This window comes from Microbacterium sp. No. 7, assembly GCF_001314225.1.
In the GTDB taxonomy this organism is placed as follows: domain Bacteria; phylum Actinomycetota; class Actinomycetes; order Actinomycetales; family Microbacteriaceae; genus Microbacterium.
This window is the reverse complement of record NZ_CP012697.1, coordinates 268,925-285,183: the sequence shown is the minus strand read 5'-3', so window position 1 is coordinate 285,183 and position 16,259 is coordinate 268,925. Positions and strand designations below refer to the sequence as shown.

Annotated in this window: 16 protein-coding genes; 1 reads left to right on the top strand and 15 read right to left on the bottom strand. The window is 69.4% G+C overall.

Annotated elements, in window-relative coordinates:
- Nucleotides 1–34 precede the first annotated feature (34 nt).
- Nucleotides 35–2,071 carry a heavy metal translocating P-type ATPase gene (locus tag AOA12_RS01220; RefSeq protein ID WP_048809453.1) on the top strand — a complete coding sequence of 679 codons (2,037 nt, stop codon included), beginning with the start codon at nt 35–37 and terminating at the stop codon, nt 2,069–2,071.
- 39 nt (nt 2,072–2,110) lie between these two features.
- On the opposite strand, the gene AOA12_RS01215 is transcribed toward AOA12_RS01220, so the two are convergent.
- From AOA12_RS01215 to AOA12_RS01145, 15 genes are all read right to left on the bottom strand, one after another.
- Nucleotides 2,111–2,506: a DUF4307 domain-containing protein gene (locus tag AOA12_RS01215; protein ID WP_045246023.1), complete on the bottom strand. Its 396-nt coding sequence runs from the start codon at nt 2,504–2,506 to the stop codon at nt 2,111–2,113.
- Nucleotides 2,507–2,516: 10 nt separating this feature from the next.
- Nucleotides 2,517–4,496 carry a cytochrome c oxidase assembly protein gene (locus AOA12_RS01210; RefSeq protein WP_045246025.1) on the bottom strand — a complete coding sequence of 660 codons (1,980 nt, stop codon included), beginning with the start codon at nt 4,494–4,496 and terminating at the stop codon, nt 2,517–2,519.
- A gap of 129 nt (nt 4,497–4,625) precedes the next feature.
- Complete coding sequence (gene ccsB / locus AOA12_RS01205; RefSeq protein ID WP_045246027.1) at nt 4,626–5,642, bottom strand: c-type cytochrome biogenesis protein CcsB; 1,017 nt, start codon at nt 5,640–5,642, stop codon at nt 4,626–4,628.
- A gap of 313 nt (nt 5,643–5,955) precedes the next feature.
- Entirely contained in the window at nt 5,956–7,575 is a 1,620-nt protein-coding gene (gene lnt / locus AOA12_RS01200; RefSeq protein ID WP_156366343.1) for an apolipoprotein N-acyltransferase, read from the bottom strand.
- Nucleotides 7,576–7,578: 3 nt separating this feature from the next.
- Nucleotides 7,579–8,520, bottom strand: coding sequence for a cytochrome c oxidase assembly protein (locus AOA12_RS01195; protein ID WP_045246896.1), 942 nt, complete (start codon nt 8,518–8,520; stop codon nt 7,579–7,581).
- Nucleotides 8,517–10,205, bottom strand: a complete 1,689-nt coding sequence (resB, locus tag AOA12_RS01190; protein WP_045246897.1) for a cytochrome c biogenesis protein ResB — start codon at nt 10,203–10,205, stop codon at nt 8,517–8,519. Before resB ends, AOA12_RS01195 begins: the two co-directional genes overlap by 4 nt.
- Nucleotides 10,186–10,953 carry a cytochrome c biogenesis CcdA family protein gene (locus AOA12_RS01185; RefSeq protein ID WP_045246898.1) on the bottom strand — a complete coding sequence of 256 codons (768 nt, stop codon included), beginning with the start codon at nt 10,951–10,953 and terminating at the stop codon, nt 10,186–10,188. Before AOA12_RS01185 ends, resB begins: the two co-directional genes overlap by 20 nt.
- Nucleotides 10,950–11,549 carry a TlpA family protein disulfide reductase gene (locus tag AOA12_RS01180; protein ID WP_054679003.1) on the bottom strand — a complete coding sequence of 200 codons (600 nt, stop codon included), beginning with the start codon at nt 11,547–11,549 and terminating at the stop codon, nt 10,950–10,952. Before AOA12_RS01180 ends, AOA12_RS01185 begins: the two co-directional genes overlap by 4 nt.
- Nucleotides 11,546–11,881 (bottom strand): DUF6804 family protein, encoded by a 336-nt coding sequence (locus tag AOA12_RS01175; RefSeq protein WP_054679000.1) that lies wholly within the window; start codon nt 11,879–11,881, stop codon nt 11,546–11,548. Before AOA12_RS01175 ends, AOA12_RS01180 begins: the two co-directional genes overlap by 4 nt.
- Entirely contained in the window at nt 11,878–12,411 is a 534-nt protein-coding gene (locus AOA12_RS01170) for a signal peptidase II (protein WP_045246901.1), read from the bottom strand. The genes AOA12_RS01175 and AOA12_RS01170 overlap by 4 nt, the downstream gene beginning before the upstream one ends.
- Nucleotides 12,412–12,488: 77 nt before the next feature.
- Nucleotides 12,489–12,764: a TFIIB-type zinc ribbon-containing protein gene (locus tag AOA12_RS01165; protein ID WP_045246902.1), complete on the bottom strand. Its 276-nt coding sequence runs from the start codon at nt 12,762–12,764 to the stop codon at nt 12,489–12,491.
- Nucleotides 12,761–13,477, bottom strand: a complete 717-nt coding sequence (locus tag AOA12_RS01160) for a copper resistance CopC family protein (RefSeq protein WP_054678997.1) — start codon at nt 13,475–13,477, stop codon at nt 12,761–12,763. Before AOA12_RS01160 ends, AOA12_RS01165 begins: the two co-directional genes overlap by 4 nt.
- Nucleotides 13,478–13,490: 13 nt before the next feature.
- The gene (locus tag AOA12_RS01155; protein ID WP_054686734.1) at nt 13,491–14,510 is read right to left on the bottom strand and encodes a flavin-containing monooxygenase; all 1,020 of its coding nucleotides are present in this window, start codon (nt 14,508–14,510) and stop codon (nt 13,491–13,493) included.
- Nucleotides 14,510–15,178, bottom strand: a complete 669-nt coding sequence (locus AOA12_RS01150; protein ID WP_045246904.1) for a DsbA family protein — start codon at nt 15,176–15,178, stop codon at nt 14,510–14,512. The genes AOA12_RS01155 and AOA12_RS01150 overlap by 1 nt, the downstream gene beginning before the upstream one ends.
- Before the next feature lie 92 nt (nt 15,179–15,270).
- Entirely contained in the window at nt 15,271–15,723 is a 453-nt protein-coding gene (locus AOA12_RS01145) for a hypothetical protein (protein ID WP_045246905.1), read from the bottom strand.
- Nucleotides 15,724–16,259: the final 536 nt, after the last annotated feature.

The window sequence follows — 16,259 nt, the reverse complement described above, 5'->3', positions numbered from 1 at the left end:
AATATATCATGATCTTGTGATGTATCCTGGTCGCATGACTGCTTCTTCCCCGACGACTACCGCGCCCGCTGCGGAGACGCACGACCATTCCCACGGTTCGGCCCGGTGGGAGCTGTGGTTCGCGATCGCCGCGGGCGTGACCTACGCCGGCGGGATGATCGCCGAGTTCGCGTTGGGGCTGCCGATGGTCGGGTGGCCGTTGGTGTTCTTCCTCGCCACCTACTTCTTCGGTGGGTTCTTCACGTTCCGCACCGCGATCGCCTCGACGATGCGAGGGAAGTTCGAGGTCGACTTCCTCATGCTGGTGGCCGCGATCGGCGCCGCCCTCATCGGCCGGTGGGCGGAAGGGGCGGTGCTGCTGTTCCTGTTCAGCCTCGGCCACGCGCTCGAGGAATACGCCCTCAGCCGTGCCAGCAAGTCCATCGAGTCCCTGGCCGAGCTCGCTCCCCGCAGCGCCCTGGTGCGCCGCGGCGGGGACGAGCCGGTGGAGGTGCCGGTGGAGGAGATCGTCGTCGGCGACATCGTCGTCATCCGCCCGAACTCCCGCATTCCCTCAGACGGGTTCGTGATCTCCGGGGTGTCCGCAGTGGATCAGTCCGCGGTCACCGGGGAGTCGATTCCGGTGGAGAAGGAGCCGGTGGCCGACCCGGAGCGGGCGATGCGCACCGTCGACACCCTGCCCGCCGCCAACCGTGTGTTCGCCGGCACCGTGAACGGGTCCGGCGTGCTCGAGGTCGAGGTCACCGCGACCTCCGCGGACTCGACGCTCAGCAAGGTCGTCGAGCTCGTCCGCTCCGCCGACCAGGCCGCCTCCCCCACACAGCAGTTCATCGACCGGTTCCAGCGTTGGTACGTGCCCGCCGTGATCCTCGGGGTCGCCGTCACCCTCCTGATCTCCTGGCTCGCGTTCGCGCAACCGTTCCCCGACGCGTTCTACCTCGCCATGACCGTGCTCGTCGCCGCCAGCCCCTGCGCGCTCGCGATCGCAACCCCGGCCGCGGTGCTGGCAGGGGTCGCCCGTGCTGCGCGTGCCGGGGTGCTCGTCAAGGGCGGCGCCCCGCTCGAGACGCTCGGGCGGGTCAAGGCGATGGCGTTCGACAAGACCGGCACCCTGACCTGGGGTGCCCCCCGGGTGACGTCCGTCACCCCCGCCGCCGACGTGCCCGAGTCCGAGCTGATCCGCACTCTGGTCGCTGTCGAAGCGCTCAGCGATCACCCGCTGGCCGAGGCGATCGTCCGCGACCTCGAGCCCCGCGTCCCCCAGGCCGAGCGCCTCACCGCGACAGACCTGAACGCGGTCGTCGGGCGTGGCGTCACGGCGACGATCGACGGCGAGCGGGTCGACGTCGGCAACCTGCGCATGTTCGACGAGCAGCAACTCGCGCTGACCGGCACGCTCGCCGACGCGTACACGCAGGCGCGGGACTCCGGGCAGACGCTGATGATCATCCGCCGTGGCGACCGGTTCCTCGGCATCGTCGGCGTGATGGATGCGTCCCGCGCGGAGTCCGCCCAGGTGCTCAGCGCGCTCCGGGGCGCGAACGTGGGGCAGCTCGTGATGATCTCCGGCGACAACCAGCGCGTCGCCGACGCGGTCGGCCGGGAAGTCGGCGTCGACACCGCGATCGGCGAACTGCTCCCCGAGGACAAAGTCGCTCAGATCACCCGCCTCGCCGAAACCCACCGACCGATCGCGATGGTCGGCGACGGCGTCAACGACGCCCCCGCGATGGCCCGCGCCGACGTCGGCATCGCGATGGGCGCCGCCGGCTCCACCGTCGCGTTGGAAACCTGCGACATCGCGCTGATGAGCGACGACCTCGGCCGCGTCCCGTTCGCCGTGCGGCTCAGCCGCGCCACCAGCCGCATCATCCGGCAGAACCTCATCGCCAGCCTCGCGATCGTCGCGTTCCTCATCCTCGCCACCTTCCTCGGCCTGAACATCGGCGCGGTCGTACTCATCCACGAAGGCTCCACCCTGATCGTCGTCGGCAACGCACTCCGCCTGCTCAACTTCGAGCGCGGCAAAGAGCACCACGGCATCGACCACGAAGACAGGCCCACCGCTTGAGAGACTCAGCCGGCGCAGGCGACGGCCTCCCTTGCGCGGCTATGTGGCCCAGCAGGATTGCACGGTGCCGGTCGTTGCCTGCGCGACGGTCGGGATGGTCTCCACGAGTGCTCGTGTGATCTCCTCGGACGCGGGGTACTCGATGACCCGCCAACCGACGATGCCGAAGTCCTCATCCAATGCCTGCACCGCGCATGCGAACGACGTCCCAGCGGGTGGCGTGGCTTGGAAGGATACGGTCACGGTGCGCGCATCGACCAGCTCGTATCCGGTCTCGTCGAATCCGACGTCGTCGAGCGAGTTCGAGACAGTCAGCCACGAAAGCCCGGCGACAGACAGGATTGCCGCCGTCGCGACGGTGACCCAGAACACGCGGCGGCGGATGGGCCGCGGTCCCCGACCGTAGCGGTCGGCGAGCTCCTCTTTCGTCGTCACGTAGTGCGCCCTATCTGCGGCTGCGAGCATCGCGGTCGGCGAGCTCGGTGAGGCGTGCGTTGTAGGCCTCGAGCTCGGCTTCGCCGGTGCGGTCGGCGTGCCGGTCTCGCCGCTTGGTCTCGCGGTCGTCGCTGCGACTCCACTGAATCGCGACCGTGATCGCGAGGATCAGGGTGGGGATCTCACCGATCGACCACGCGATACCGCCGCCGGTGTACTGATCCTCGAGCGGTGTGACACCCCAGGTGCGACCCATCGACCCGAACCAGTCGGCGACCATCAGCCCCGACTGCATCATGATGGCGATGCCGAAGAACGCGTGCATCGCCATCACACCGATGAGCAGCAGCAGCCTGCCGGCGTAGGGAAGCCGCCACGGCACCGGGTCGATGCCGATCAGGGAGAGCGCGAACAGGTAGCCGGTGATGAGGAAGTGCGCGATCATCCACTGGTGGCCGAGGTGGTCGTACAGCGACCAGCGGAACAGGTCGGTGTAATAGAACACCCACAGTGAGCCGATGAACAGGGCGGCCGCGACGAACGGGTTCGTCAGGATGCGGGCGACGGGCGAATGCACCGCCCACAGGATCCACTCCCGCCCGCCGCGGGTGCCGTCGTCGCGTTTGCGGATCGCCCGGGCGGCGAGGGTCACCGGGGCGCCGGCGACCAGCAGCACCGGGATCGCCATCGTGAGCAGCATGTGCCCCACCATGTGCATGCTGAACAGGTAGTCCTGGTAGACGTTGACGACGCCGCCGGTGACCCAGACCAGCAGCACCATGCCGGCGACCCACATGATCGTGCGATACACAGGCCACGCGTCGCCGCGCCGGCGCAGCCGCCACACCCCGGCGAGATAGAAGAAGATCGCGAACCCGGCGAGCACCGCCCACAACATGTCCACGTTCCACGCGGTGACCCACCGTTCGATCGTGAGCTCCGGGGGCAGCGGGGCACCGGTGAGGCGTTCTGCCGGCGAGGGGATCTCGGGAAGCGGGGCCGGGTTCGGTGGCGGAGTGCGGGCCAGCGCTGCGGCGGCGCCGCTGGCCACACCCATCAGTGCCAGCTCGAACGCGATGAGCATCCAGAAAGGGCGGGATGCCGCGTCGGAGCTGCGCATCCTGCCGATCAGGCGGGTGCGGTACCACGCCCCGAAGAGGCCGAGGCCGACGAGCGCGACGACCTTGATGCCCAAGATCGCGCCATAGGGCGAGAGCAGATCGGACCACTCCTGCAGGCCGATGGCGGCGCGCACCGTGCCGGACACGGCGACGAGCACGAACGCGGCCAGAGCGATGCTCGAGTAGCGGGCGACGAGATCGGGGATGCGGCGACGGTCGAGGGCTGGACGGACGGCGATGAGCAGCAGGAGCCCGCCGAGCCACACCGCGGCGCCGATGATGTGCAGGATGAGCGCCATCATCGCCTCGTGGTGGAAGGCGTCATCGCCGGAGTGCCCCTGCGTGCCCATCGGCACGAGCGAGGCCACCGCCACCAGGGCGACCAGAAGCGTCCCGACCCAGGACCGCACGGCGAATGTCAGGACGGTGAGGGCGGCGCCGGCGACCGTCGTGATCAGCCATGTCCTGCCGACCTCGAGCTCGACGAGGAACCGGCCGAGCTGGGCACCGAACTGGGGGCCTGCGTCGATGGCCGGGTTGAACACGCTGAGAAGCGTGAGGAACCCGGTCGCGCCCGCGGCCACGGTGAACAGGGCTGCAGAGATCGACGCGGTATCGAGGGCGACGTCGAACTCGCGCTCACCGGCCCGCAGCGTGAACAAGGCGGTCACGAGCACACCGACCATGCCCGCGGCGGCGAGATTCACGACCAGTTTCGTGACCGGAAGCCCCCAGCGCACAACAGGGCCGGCGTCGCCGAGTGGGATCTGCGCAGCACCCCCACCGAACCACAACGCCCCGACCAAGGCGATGAGTGCGACCCCGCCGAGGATCGCAGGCCCTGCGACCCGCAAGACGCGAGGAGTCATTCCTGTCGCGGTCGGAGTGACCGCTGTCCGCGTTCAGTGGCATCCGCACCCGTGGTGGCGGGAATCGAGAGTATCGGGGTCATGTGCGTGCTTTCGGCTCGGGCAAGAGGGCGGGGCAGGGGTGCGGGGTCATGTGAGCCCGGAGTAGGAGTGGAGGCCCTGGAAGAACATGTTCACGATCGTGAAGTTGAACAGCACCGCGACGAACCCGATGATGGACAGCCAGGCGGAGCGGGTGCCGCGCCAGCCGCGGGTCGCGCGGGCGTGGATGTAGCCGGCGTAGAGCACCCAGATCACGAACGTCCACACCTCCTTGACATCGAAGCCCCAGTAGCGACCCCAGGAGTCGTTGGCCCAGATCGCGCCGGCGATCAGGGTGAACGTCCAGAACACGAACCCCACGATCGCGAACCGGTACGCGAGGGACTCGAGCACGTCGGCGGCGGGCAGAGTGCGCAGAAACCCAAGACCGTCGGCGCGGGCAGTGTCCGAGGATGCTCGGGTGCGGCGCTCCCGGCGGGCCTGCAGGAGCTGGGTGATGGAGATGCCGCAGGCGATCGCGAACAGGGCGGTGGCCAGGGACGCGACGAAGACGTGGATGACCAGCCACACGCTCTTGAGCGGATCCATCAGCGGAACGACCTCGACGTAGAACGAGACCGTCGCGCCACCCAGCAGCAGCACCACCATGCCGATCAGGAACGCACCGAGGAAGCGGAGGTCGTAGCGGCGCAGCACCAGCAGGTAGACGGCCACGATCAAGACCGTGCCGGTCAGCGCGAACTCGTACATGTTCGCCCACGGCACCCGCTCCGCGGCGATGCCGCGCAGGATGGTGCCGGCCAGGTGGAACAGGAACGCGAGGACCGTCAGCGACGTCCCGATCCGCGCCCACAGCAGCCGTTGACGCTGCGCGGGCGGCGTGCGAACACTGTCCACCGACCCACTCTGGGCGTTGTCCGTCTGCTGGCCCGCCCGTGCGGTAGCGCCGGCCAGGACCGGCTCCCGCTGCGGGACGCTGGCGGGGACGGAGCGCCCGGCCAGGTCGATGGTGTACGCGATGAACGCGAGCAGGTAGGTGGCGATCGCCGTCCACACCAGCAGCAGTGAGATGCCGTCGAGGGAGAGCGCGTCGGTTCCGGTCATGGCAGGGTCGTCCTCTTCGTCGTTGCGGTCAGGGGGTGCCCGCGAGCGGGGTGGCGCGGTAGATCCGTGCACATCGGTCAGCCCGCGTTCGCTTCCAGCCAGGCCAGCGAGTCCACGGCCGCGCTCAATGTTCCCGCCGTCAGCAGAGTGCGCCGGCTCACCCCGGCCCGGAATGCGCGGCTCTCCGCGGGCGTGGGCGCGCACCCACACTCCTCCGCCGTCAGGTCACCAGGAAGGGTGAGATCGCTGCCCGTCGCCAGCGTTCGCAGCGACCAGGCCAGTCGACCTCCGGCAGGCCTCATCCGTGGCGTGTTCATGGGTGCCTCCCCGGATCAGTCGAACGATCTGCGGCGGCCGCACGCGTGCGGGCACGGTGGGAGAACCCCGCCGCGGTGAGAGCGCCGGCGGCAGCGAGGACGATGAGAGCGGTGAGCCAGGGACCGAGGATCACCGCCGGGGTGAGTCCGGTGCGCAGCGGGACGGTGGTGATCGACGCGTCAACGGTGTCGACGCCGATGCTGTCGACGGTGGTGCCGTCCGGGGTGATGACCTGGCTGGTGCCCACCGTGGAGACGTTGACGACCGCGCGGCCGGTTTCGATGGCGCGCATCCGGGCGAACGCGAGCTGCTGCAGGTTCTCGTCGGTGCCGCGGAAGTCGGCGTTGTTGGTCTGGAACACGAACACCTCTGCGCCGGCGCGGGCACCGTCCCAGATCACGGCGTCGTAGATCACGTCGAAGCAGATCGCCAACCCCACCCCGACGTCGCCGACCTGCACGAGCGGCGGGTTGCTGCCGGGGGTGTATTCGCGTTGGATCAAGCCCACCAGGTCGGGGACGATCAGCTCGTAGAACCACCGGTCCGGCACGTACTCGCCGAACGGGACCGGGTTGACCTTGTCGTGCCACTGCCGGCCCGTGGGATCCGCGGTCCACAGCAGGGACGTGTTGAAGACATCGTCGCCGCGGGTGGTGGCGGCGTTCATCAGCAACGGCGCCCCGGCCGAGCGCACGACCCGGTCCAACGCCTCGGCGGCGGCGGGATCACTGAGCGGGTCGGCGTCGACGCCGCCCTCCGGCCAGGCCAGCAGATCCATCGGCTGCCCGTACAGCGGCACCGTGGCGGCGGTCTGCGCGGCCAGGACGTCGCCGGGCACCTTGTCGTCGAAGTACCCGGTGGGGCCGTTGCCCTGCACCCATCCCACGCGGAACTCCCCGGCCGGCGCGGTGGGGAACTGCGGCGCTATCACCAGGAGAGCGGCGACGCTCACAGCAGGGTGCAACCCGAGCATGAAGCGGATGCCGCCGGCGCGGATCCACTGCACCACAGAGGCGCACAGAATGACGATCAGCAGGGACAGGCCGGTCACGCTCGTCCACGACACGGCCTCCGCGAGCGGGCCGCCCACCTGGGTCATCCCGAGGCGCGCCCACGGGAACCCGGAGTACGGCCACGCACCCATCACCACCTCACGGGCCGTCCACAGAACCCCGATCAGCGGCGGTACCGCGAGCAGCTGCACGAGGCCGCGGGCCGGATAGCGGGCGGTCCACCGGTAGGCGAGCGCGATCGGCACCGCGCCCGCGCCGAACAGGACCGCTTCCAGCCCGGCGAGGGCAAGCCACGGCACCGGGCCGAGGAACTCCCCCACCCACACCAGATGGGTCGTGTAGAACACGGCGCCGAACACAGTGCCGACCAGCAGCGCCCCGCCGATGCTGCGGCCGATCAGGGCCACCAGGGCGACCGTGACACTCACGAACGTCAACGGCCACCACCCCACCGGTGCGGAGGCGAGATCCAGCAGCAGGCCGGCGGCCGCGGATGCCAGCACCGCCGCCCACACCGGCTGCGACCATGCCGCCACGGTGCGGCGCGGCGTCTCCTGCTCCGGCGCGGCGGCCGGGGCGGGTGTCGGCAAAGGCGTGCGCATCGGTCAGGTGTCTTTCTGGTGGAGTCGGGTGAGGTAGTCGTTGTACGCGTCGAGCTCAGGGTCGCCGTGTGCGTCGGCGCGACGGTCGGCGGCGACCGCTTGGGCGGTGTCGTCGCGGAACCAGCGGTGCATGACGTAGATGAGCATCAGCAAGGTGGGGGCCTCGCCGTAGGACCAGGCCAGCCCGCCGGCGAGGCGCTGGTCTTCGATCGGGTCGATGCCCAGCGCGCTCGTCGGGCCGGCGAACCCGTCGATGAGGGTAGTGGTGGCCATCATCAGGAAGACGCCGAAGAAGGCGTGCAGGGCGGCCTCGGCGAACACGTCCAGGGCGCGGCCGCCGTGGCTCATCCGCACCGGCAGCGGGTCCGACGACAGGATCGGGATGGTGAACAGCATCCCGGCGACCAGGAACCCGACCTCGAGGAGGGTATGGCCGGTGACGGTGGACAGGATCGGATCGGCGAAGTTCGCCAGGTACAGACCGTAGAACGCGGCCAGGTATAGCGGCACCGCCAGCCACGGGCTGAGCAGCCACCGTGCGGTGCGACTGCGTAGCCCGGCGTGCGCGGCGCGGAGCACCAGGAGACCTGGGCCGTGGTGCGGGGTGGCGCGCAGCAGCAGGGTGCCGGGAGAGCCGAGGACCAGCAGCGGCGGGATCGCCATCATCAGGGTGAGCTGCTGGAACATGAACACCGAGAACAGGGCGTACCCGAAGTTCTCCACCGCCAGGCCGGTGACCGCGGCGAGGGCGACGCAGCCGAGCAGGAAGCTGACCGTCCGCCACACCGGCCAGCCGCGGCCGCGGACCCACATCCGGATCGCACCGGCCAGGTAGGCGACCGCGAGGAGTCCCGCGAGGAGCGGTAGCACCGGAGCCGGAAGCGGGGCCGGGGTGAGGAACCCGCCGAGGGTCGGCGGGGCGTCCGGGATCCACACGGTCGTCACGGTGTGTCCTTCGCAGGCTGGTCTACGCCGAGGGCGTGCGCGTGGCGGGTCGCGAACTCGTCGACGGCGCGCGCCAGAGCGGGGTCTTCGCCGCGGGCCAGTCCCGCGTACTCGACGTGCACACCATCCGGGGTGGTGCGGGCTTTCACCCAGAGCCGGCGGCGGGGCACGAACAGGCCGGCGAACAGGCCGAGGGTGGCGAGCACGGAGAACGCGAGCACCCAGCCGCTGCTGGGGTCGCGTTGGATCTGCAGCGACGCGAACCGCTTCACCGGCTCCTCCGCCGTGACCTCCTCCCAGGTGATCGTGCCCCACCCGTTCGGCAGGTCGACGGTGGCGCCGGGGGTGAGCTCAAGGGAGTCGGCGGCGGTGTCGCCGCCGGTGTGCTGGGTGAGCCCGTCGACCTCGAGCGTGTACACCGACCTCGGAGTGCCGTCGTCGATGCCGAGATCCCCGCTGAACACGTTGAGAGTCAGCACCGGATTGACCACGTCCGGGTAGACGGAGGTGAACGCGCCGGAGGGCAGCACCCCCTGGGTGGGGTAGAAGAACCCGACCAGCCCGACCTGTTCGGGCAGCCCGTCCGGGATCTTGATGATGCCCAGCGAGGTCATGTTGGAGTCCTGCGGCAGGAACGGCTGCGACTCGCTGTACACCACCTCGCCGGCGGCGTCGCGGATCGTGAGGGTGGGGGCGTAGCCGTTGCCGAGCAGGTAGATGCGATCGCCGTCGACGGTGATCGGGTAGTTCACGATCACGCTCTGCGCCCGATCGTCCTGCCCGGGTTGGCGGATGGTGATGTCGGCGGAGAAGTCTCCGGCCTGGCCTGCGCCGGGGGTGCCGGGCAGCCGGTAGGAGACCTGGAAGTCGTCGAGGGTGAGCGAGTAGGGGGCAAGGCCCGTGCCGTCGACGAAACGGCCGGGGTTGAACGAGGAGTAGTCGCTGAGCGCGTTCACGAACGTGGTGCCCTCCACCACCACCCGCTGCCCGGTATACGCGAACGACCCGCCGATCGCGACCGAGACCAGCACGCCGACGAGGGCGACGTGGAAGATCAGGTTGCCGGTCTCGCGCAGGTAGCCGCGCTCGGCCGACACCGACGCGGCTCCGCGGGCGTCGTATCGCTCCACCCGGTATCCGGCCTTGCGCAGCTGCTCTGCCGCGACGTCGATCGCGTGCGCGGCCGGGTCGGTCCTCCCTTCCTCTCTCGGCAAGGTCAGTTCCCGGTACTCCGAGAGCCGCGACAGCCGGGCCGGGGTGCGAGGGGGGCGGGAGCGGAGCGCCTTGTAGTGGTGCTTGGCGCGCGGGATCACGCAGCCGATCAGGGAGGTGAACAGCAGCAGATAGATCGCGGAGAACCACGGCGACAGGTACACGTCGAACAGGCCGACCGCATCGGCGAGGGGGAACACGTCAGGGTTGTCCCGCTCCCACTGGATGACACCGTTGGGGTCGGCGCTGCGCTGCGGGAACAGGGACCCGGGGACGGCGGCGATCGCGAGGAACAGCAGCAGGACCAATGCGGTGCGCATGCTGGTCAGCTGCCGCCATGCCCACCGCAACCACCCGGTGATGCCCAGCGCCGGCTGGGTGATCTCCGTCGCGGATTCGCTGTCGGCGTGGTCGCCGGGGCGTAGCGGGTCGGCGGTGACGTCGATGCCGGTGTCAGAGCGGGAGGGGGACATTGATCACCACCTGTTGCAGCTGCGACATCAGTGCCGTCCACAGCCCGGTCACCATCAGCAGGCCGAGGGCGATGAGCATGGCCCCGCCGATGATGTTCAGGGCGCGGATGTGGCGGCGCAGGAACGTCACCGATCGGGACGCCCACCCCCATCCGGCCGCGAGGATCAGGAACGGGATGCCCAGGCCCAGCGAGTACGCGAGCCCGAGCAGGCCCGCGCGGGCGGGGTCACCGAGGTTCCACGACATGGAGATGATCGCTGCGAGCGTCGGGCCGATACAGGGGGTCCAGCCGACGCCGAGCGCGAACCCGAGAAGCGGCGCCCCGATCAGCCCGGTCCTACCCTGGGCGCGAGGGCGGAGGGTGCGCTGGGCGATGCCGAAGAAGCCGAGGAACACCAGGCCGAGGGCGATGATGACGACCCCGAAGACGCGAGTGAGCACATTGGCGTATTGCAGCAGCAGGTACCCGAAGGTGCCGCCGAGGATCGTGACGGCGACGAACACCACGGTGAACCCGGCGATGAACAATGTCACGCCCAGCAGCAGCCGCGCGCGCTCCGCCGTCACCGTGCGCCCCCCGTCCAGCGTGGGGGCCGCGGTCGTCGTGGTGGTGCTGCCGAGGTAGCCGAGGTAGCCAGGCACCAGCGGCAGCACGCACGGGGACACGAACGACACCAGCCCGGCGAGGATCGCGACCGGGATCGCGACCCACAGGGCGCCGTCGACGATCACCGCTCCCGGATTCATGAGCTGTCCTCGGCGAGGGTGTCGGCGACCAGGGTGGACAGGATCGACGCGCTGGCCAACTGCCCGATGATCCGCGCCGCGACCCGCCCCTCCTGGTCGATGACCAAGGTGGTGGGGGTGGCCTGGATCGGAGTGACCTGCGCGAACGCGAGCTTGACCCGTCCGTCGTTCACGTCGATCACGCTCGGGTAGGTGACGTTGTTGTCACGGGCGAACGACAGTGCGGTGGCTGGCTGGTCGTAGGTGTTCACCCCGAGGAACGCGACGCTCTGGTCCTGATACTCCTGCCAGACCTCCTCAAGCATCGGGGCTTCGACGATGCACGGCCCGCACGCGGCGTACCAGAAGTTCACCACCAGCACCCCGCCGCGGTAGTCGTCACTGGACACCGTCTCCCCGGTCTCGGTGACGCCCTCGAACACCACCGGCTCCCCGCGGTCGGCATCCGGGATCTCGACGATCTGGAAGTCACCGGCGATGTAGCCCTTCTCGCTTCCGTCCCGGTACTGCTGCGCGAGCGAGTCGCTGGACGTGCACCCGGCCAGCAGCAGCGCCGCGACCAGCGTCATGGCGGCAAGGACGGGGCGGCGGATCATGCGCGCTTGACCTTGATCAGGGCGCCGGCGACCAGGAACACGACCGCGGCGACCGGCTGCGCCGCAGTCCACACCGGGCCGGTGAACGGGAACGGGAACACCGGGTTCCAAATCACGGCGATCACGACGAACACAGGCAACCACCACCACTGCCGCGCCTGGATCGCGAACCACCCCACGATGACCGCGAAGATCGCGGCGACGAACAGCACAACGGTGAACCAGTCCCCGCCCATCAGTACCGGCGCGAGGAACAACACCGCCGCCGCGAGCAGCCCCGGCGCGAACGCGTTGCGCTGGTATACGGACGGGGTCCGCTGCTTCGCCATCATGACCCGCTCACCACGGAGCCCGTCGCAGGCGCCGCGCTGTCCGCGCTGACGCGGGAGCGGCGGTGTCGGGTCCACAGGCTCAGGCCGAGGACGATGACGCCGGCACCGAGGGCGACGTCGGCGAGGTTGCCGATGAACAGGTTCCCGTAGGCGAGGAAGTCGGTGACGTGCCCGACCCCGAACCCAGGGGGGGAGAACAGCCGGTCGATCAGGTTCCCGATCGCGCCCCCGAGGATCAGGCCGATCCCCATCGCCCACCATCCGGTCCGCGCCCGCGCGGCGGCGACGACCAGCAGCACCACGGCACCGACCCCGAGGAGAGTGAGCAGCCCGGTGACCCCGGCTCCGAGGGAGAGGATCGCGCCGGGGTTGAACGCGAGCTGCAGCCCGAGCAGATCCCCCAGCAGCGGGATCCGCTCCTCCTGACTCAACCCTCCCAGTGCGGCCGCCTTCGTCGCCTGGTCGACCAGGACCACCACAGCGGCGGCCAGGCACGCGACCGCGAACCGCCGGGTCTGCTCACGAACCATCAGCGGCTCCTCCTGCGTTCGCGAGGGCCGCTGATAACCCGGTCATCAGACCGGCTATCAGGAAGAGGTTTTTGGTGTCAGAAGTCGAAGAGGTCACCGAGGAACCCTTCCTTCCGCCGACGCCCGGAGCGACCGTGATGATCCCTGTCGCGGTCAGAACGGTGGTCGCCCTCGCGCGGATAGGGGGCGGTGCTGGTTTGCCGGCCGCCGCCGGCAAGGTCGGCGGCGCGGTCGATGATCTTGTCGAGCTCGCCACGGTCCAGCCAGACGCCCCGGCACTGCGGGCAGTAGTCGATCTCGACCCCGGAGCGTTCCGTGATCAGCAGGGCGGTCCCGTCGACCGGACATTTCATGAGGGGTTCTCCTTCTGTTGCTGGTCGTCGGCGGTTCCACCATCCGCGGCGGCCGCGGCCGCGGCTGCTCGGTCGCGGCGACGACGCTCTCTGGCCACCATGAGCACGACCACCAGCGCGCCGCCCAGCACGATTACGCCACTCAGGACCGCAAGGACGGGGAGGAGTTCCCAACCTCCGGATGGCCCGTTGTGAACCTCTCCGGACGTATTGGCGGCAGATGTGGGAGACGGGTCGGGTGTCTGCTCCTCGGTCGCTTCGGGGGTAGGGGCGCTGGTGGGGACGGTGACCGCTTCGACGGTGTACTGGTACTCGTTGCTGATCGGGTGCCCGTCGCTGGACACGACCCGCCACCGCACCGTGTGCACGCCCGCCTGACCAGGCGTCACCGCCTGGGTGACCGTGGTCCCGTCGATGACCGGATCCCCCGATGCGATGTTCTGCCCGTCCGGGGCGACCACCTCAATGATCACGGCGCTGAAATCGGTGAGGATCTCGCCGCTGAACGTCAGCGAAATCTCCTCCGGGACCACGCTGACCGTGGATCCGGCTTCCGGGGAGGAGGAGACGATCTCATCGTGCGCGGCTGCGGGCGCCGCGGTGGCGAACAGGAGCCCGGCGGCCAGCAGCAGCGTCGTCAGAGTGGACAGGAGGAGGATGCGTCTCCGTGAGCCGGATCGGTGCGGGTGTTCGTGGTCGGTGACGGTGGTCAAGGCGGTGGTCCTTTCAGGGCCGGTTGATGATGTGCTGGGCGATCGTCGTCGCGTCTTTCCAGACCCCGGCGAGGGTGTCGGAGCCGCGGCCGCCGTACTGCGGCATCCCCGCCACGAACAGCCCGGGCAGGCCGGTCAGGGTGCGCCGCGGCCGGTCGACGCGGGCCGGTTCCGGGAGCCAGTCGTCGCCAGGGGTGTAGCCGGTGGCGAGGATCACCGAGCGGGGGGATGCCTGCGTGCCATCGGCGAAGGTCACCCCGGCGCCGGCCGCGTCCTGCACCGCAGCTGCGATCGTGACCCCGACGCGGCGCAGCTGCTCATAGCTGTCGCCGAAGATCGGCTCGGGGCGACGCTCCCGCGAGAACAGCGGCACCCTCTCCCCCGCCGCGGCGGGATAGCTCATCGCGGGGCGATGCTGCCGCCGGGTTCGCACGGACAGCGTCACGGTGTGCGACGCGGACAGTTCGCGGGCCAGCTGCACACCGCTGTTCCCGCCGCCCACGATGAGCACGTCGCCGACGGGGATCTGCTTCGGGTACAGGTACTCGCTGCTGTGCAGCACCACCCCGGGCATCGTCAGCAGAGACGCCCACTCCGGAATCCGCGGGTGCGCGGCCGCGCCCGTCGCGCAGATCACGTTGCGGGTCTGCACCTCCCCTGCCGTCGTCGACAGCAGCAGAGTCGAGCCGTTCCCGCGATGCTCCACCCCGGTCGCCTGGATGCCCCAGACCGTCTCCACGCCCAGCCCGGCTTCCACGAAGGTGAGGTAGTCGGCCATCTCGTCCACTCGCGGATGCCGGCGCTGGTCACCCAGCAGCCGCCGCGGAGACAGCGCGCTATGCCGGGCGTCGCTGAGAAGCTCCATCGAATGCCACCGTGAGGACCAGGAACGCTGCCCCGTGCTGGCGGCGTCGATCACCACAAACTCGTGCTGCGGCCGCAGCCCTTCCGCGCTCAGGGCCGCGGCAACCGCGAGCCCAGACTGCCCGGCGCCGACGATGATCGCCCGCCGATGCGTCAAACCCGCCCGCATCACCGGCCACCGTTCACCGCAGCCTGGATGGCGTTCTCGAGGTCGTCCCACTCCTGCAGCTCGAGCAGCTCACCGTCGAGGAAGAACGTCGGCGTGCTGCTCACCCCGAGCGCCTGGCCCTCCTCGAAATCCAGCTCCACCCGCTCCGCCGTAGCCGGGTCCGCCACGGCGGCGTCATAGGCGGCCATGTCCAGACCGATCTCCTCCGCGAAGCCACGGAACAGGTCGGCGCGAGACTCCTGCGCCTCACCCCACTCCGCCTGCGTCTCGAACAACCGGACATACATGTCCTCGAACCGGTCCTGCTGCGCGGCCGCTTCCGCCGCGACCGCCGCGTTCTTCGAATTGAAGTGACCGGGCAGCGGGAAGTAGCGGACCACATACGTGATCTCCCCAGCGAACTGCTCCCGCATATCCTCCACGATCGGGAAGAACGCGCCACACGCCTCGCACTCGAAGTCGAGGAACTCCACCAGGGTGACAGCGCCCTCCCCGCCGTCGTCGAGGACATGCGAGCTCTCCCGCACCACCTGCGGGGATGCGTCACCGCCCCCAGATGAAGGTGGAGCGGACTGGCTCTGATTGACAAGGACATAGATCAACGCGGCGATCACCATCACCACCACAACGGCAATGGTGACGAGCGTCGCCTTCACAGGGGTTTTCATCGGGTACTCCAAACCAAGACACGGCACAGGACAGAACCCGGGCACGCAGCCCGGGACGAAGCGCCACCCGGAAAGGGTGGCGTGCCACAATGTCAGGTTCGGGAAAGACCCAACTGCGTCAACGAAAAGACAATCGGGTGAGCACGGGCAGCCGGCGCCGGAAGCAGCGAAGGCATCCGTGGCCCGTCACCGAGAACCGGAGGCATCCGCCGACGCCACAACCCCCGCAGCACCACCATGAACGTCAGCCCGCACAACACGCCCAACATGCACAGCGCAGCGCCCACCAACGCGTTCGGCCCAGAAACGACGCCACCGGCGACCGCCTCATGCTCGACTGGGGCGTCTGCCACGGGCTCGACGTGGGGGTCCATGAACCCAGAAATCACCAGCGGAACAGGAGTCGAACCGTCCGCCTCTGTGTGACCCGTCGCTGCCAGACCCAACATCAGCAGCAGCGCCAAACCGACGCTGGTAATGAGCCTCATTATCAACAATTGCTCATTCAGCGTCGTGGAGCGCGGAGTCCGGGCCGAAGAGACCATCGCCCACAGCCTACCGTGCGCACCTAAACCCATTCGGAGCCCGGTTCACCCGAGCACGGGAGCGCCGGCAGCGCCGGCCGGGTCCGGCGCGGCTAGCCGGTCAACCAGGACGATGACGACGGCAACGGTGGCGAAGGTGGCTTTGATGGGGGTCTTCACAAGGGCCGGTTCCAAGTCGGGCGGTGTTCTGCCACCGCGGGGCGAGGGGTCGGTGGTCAGGCGTGGGCGGGTTCGGGCTGGCGAGCGGGCACCGTGGCGAGTTGCCGTAGCGCAGCGGGGCGACGGGCGGCGCGGACGCCACGAGCAACAGCGACGATACTCACTCGACGTACCAGGAAGCCGCGGCTGCACCGTGGGGACTCGAACTGCGAACGGTCTGGGCGAAGTCCGAGGGGTATAGCTATCCCGCTGCAGTCGAGCTGCTAAGCCTCGATCCACCGATGTGGTGGGGTGAGGAACGGGCGTCGTGACACGGAAATGCCCCTCGGATCAGGGAAAATAGAGCTTGTCAAGGTTCTAAGTCCCAGAAACGAGAG

Excerpts from the sequence above, each read along its gene's own strand:
- AOA12_RS01220 (WP_048809453.1), top strand. The coding sequence starts at position 35 with ATGACTGCTTCTTCCCCGACGACTACCGCGCCCGCTGCGGAGACGCAC.
- AOA12_RS01210 (WP_045246025.1), bottom strand. The coding sequence starts at position 4,496 with ATGACTCCTCGCGTCTTGCGGGTCGCAGGGCCTGCGATCCTCGGCGGG.
- ccsB (WP_045246027.1), bottom strand. The coding sequence starts at position 5,642 with ATGACCGGAACCGACGCGCTCTCCCTCGACGGCATCTCACTGCTGCTG.
- lnt (WP_156366343.1), bottom strand. The coding sequence starts at position 7,575 with ATGCGCACGCCTTTGCCGACACCCGCCCCGGCCGCCGCGCCGGAGCAG.
- resB (WP_045246897.1), bottom strand. The coding sequence starts at position 10,205 with ATGTCCCCCTCCCGCTCTGACACCGGCATCGACGTCACCGCCGACCCG.
- AOA12_RS01185 (WP_045246898.1), bottom strand. The coding sequence starts at position 10,953 with ATGAATCCGGGAGCGGTGATCGTCGACGGCGCCCTGTGGGTCGCGATC.
- AOA12_RS01180 (WP_054679003.1), bottom strand. The coding sequence starts at position 11,549 with ATGATCCGCCGCCCCGTCCTTGCCGCCATGACGCTGGTCGCGGCGCTG.
- AOA12_RS01175 (WP_054679000.1), bottom strand. The coding sequence starts at position 11,881 with ATGATGGCGAAGCAGCGGACCCCGTCCGTATACCAGCGCAACGCGTTC.
- AOA12_RS01170 (WP_045246901.1), bottom strand. The coding sequence starts at position 12,411 with ATGGTTCGTGAGCAGACCCGGCGGTTCGCGGTCGCGTGCCTGGCCGCC.
- AOA12_RS01165 (WP_045246902.1), bottom strand. The coding sequence starts at position 12,764 with ATGAAATGTCCGGTCGACGGGACCGCCCTGCTGATCACGGAACGCTCC.
- AOA12_RS01155 (WP_054686734.1), bottom strand. The coding sequence starts at position 14,510 with ATGCGGGCGGGTTTGACGCATCGGCGGGCGATCATCGTCGGCGCCGGG.
- AOA12_RS01150 (WP_045246904.1), bottom strand. The coding sequence starts at position 15,178 with ATGAAAACCCCTGTGAAGGCGACGCTCGTCACCATTGCCGTTGTGGTG.
- AOA12_RS01145 (WP_045246905.1), bottom strand. The coding sequence starts at position 15,723 with ATGGTCTCTTCGGCCCGGACTCCGCGCTCCACGACGCTGAATGAGCAA.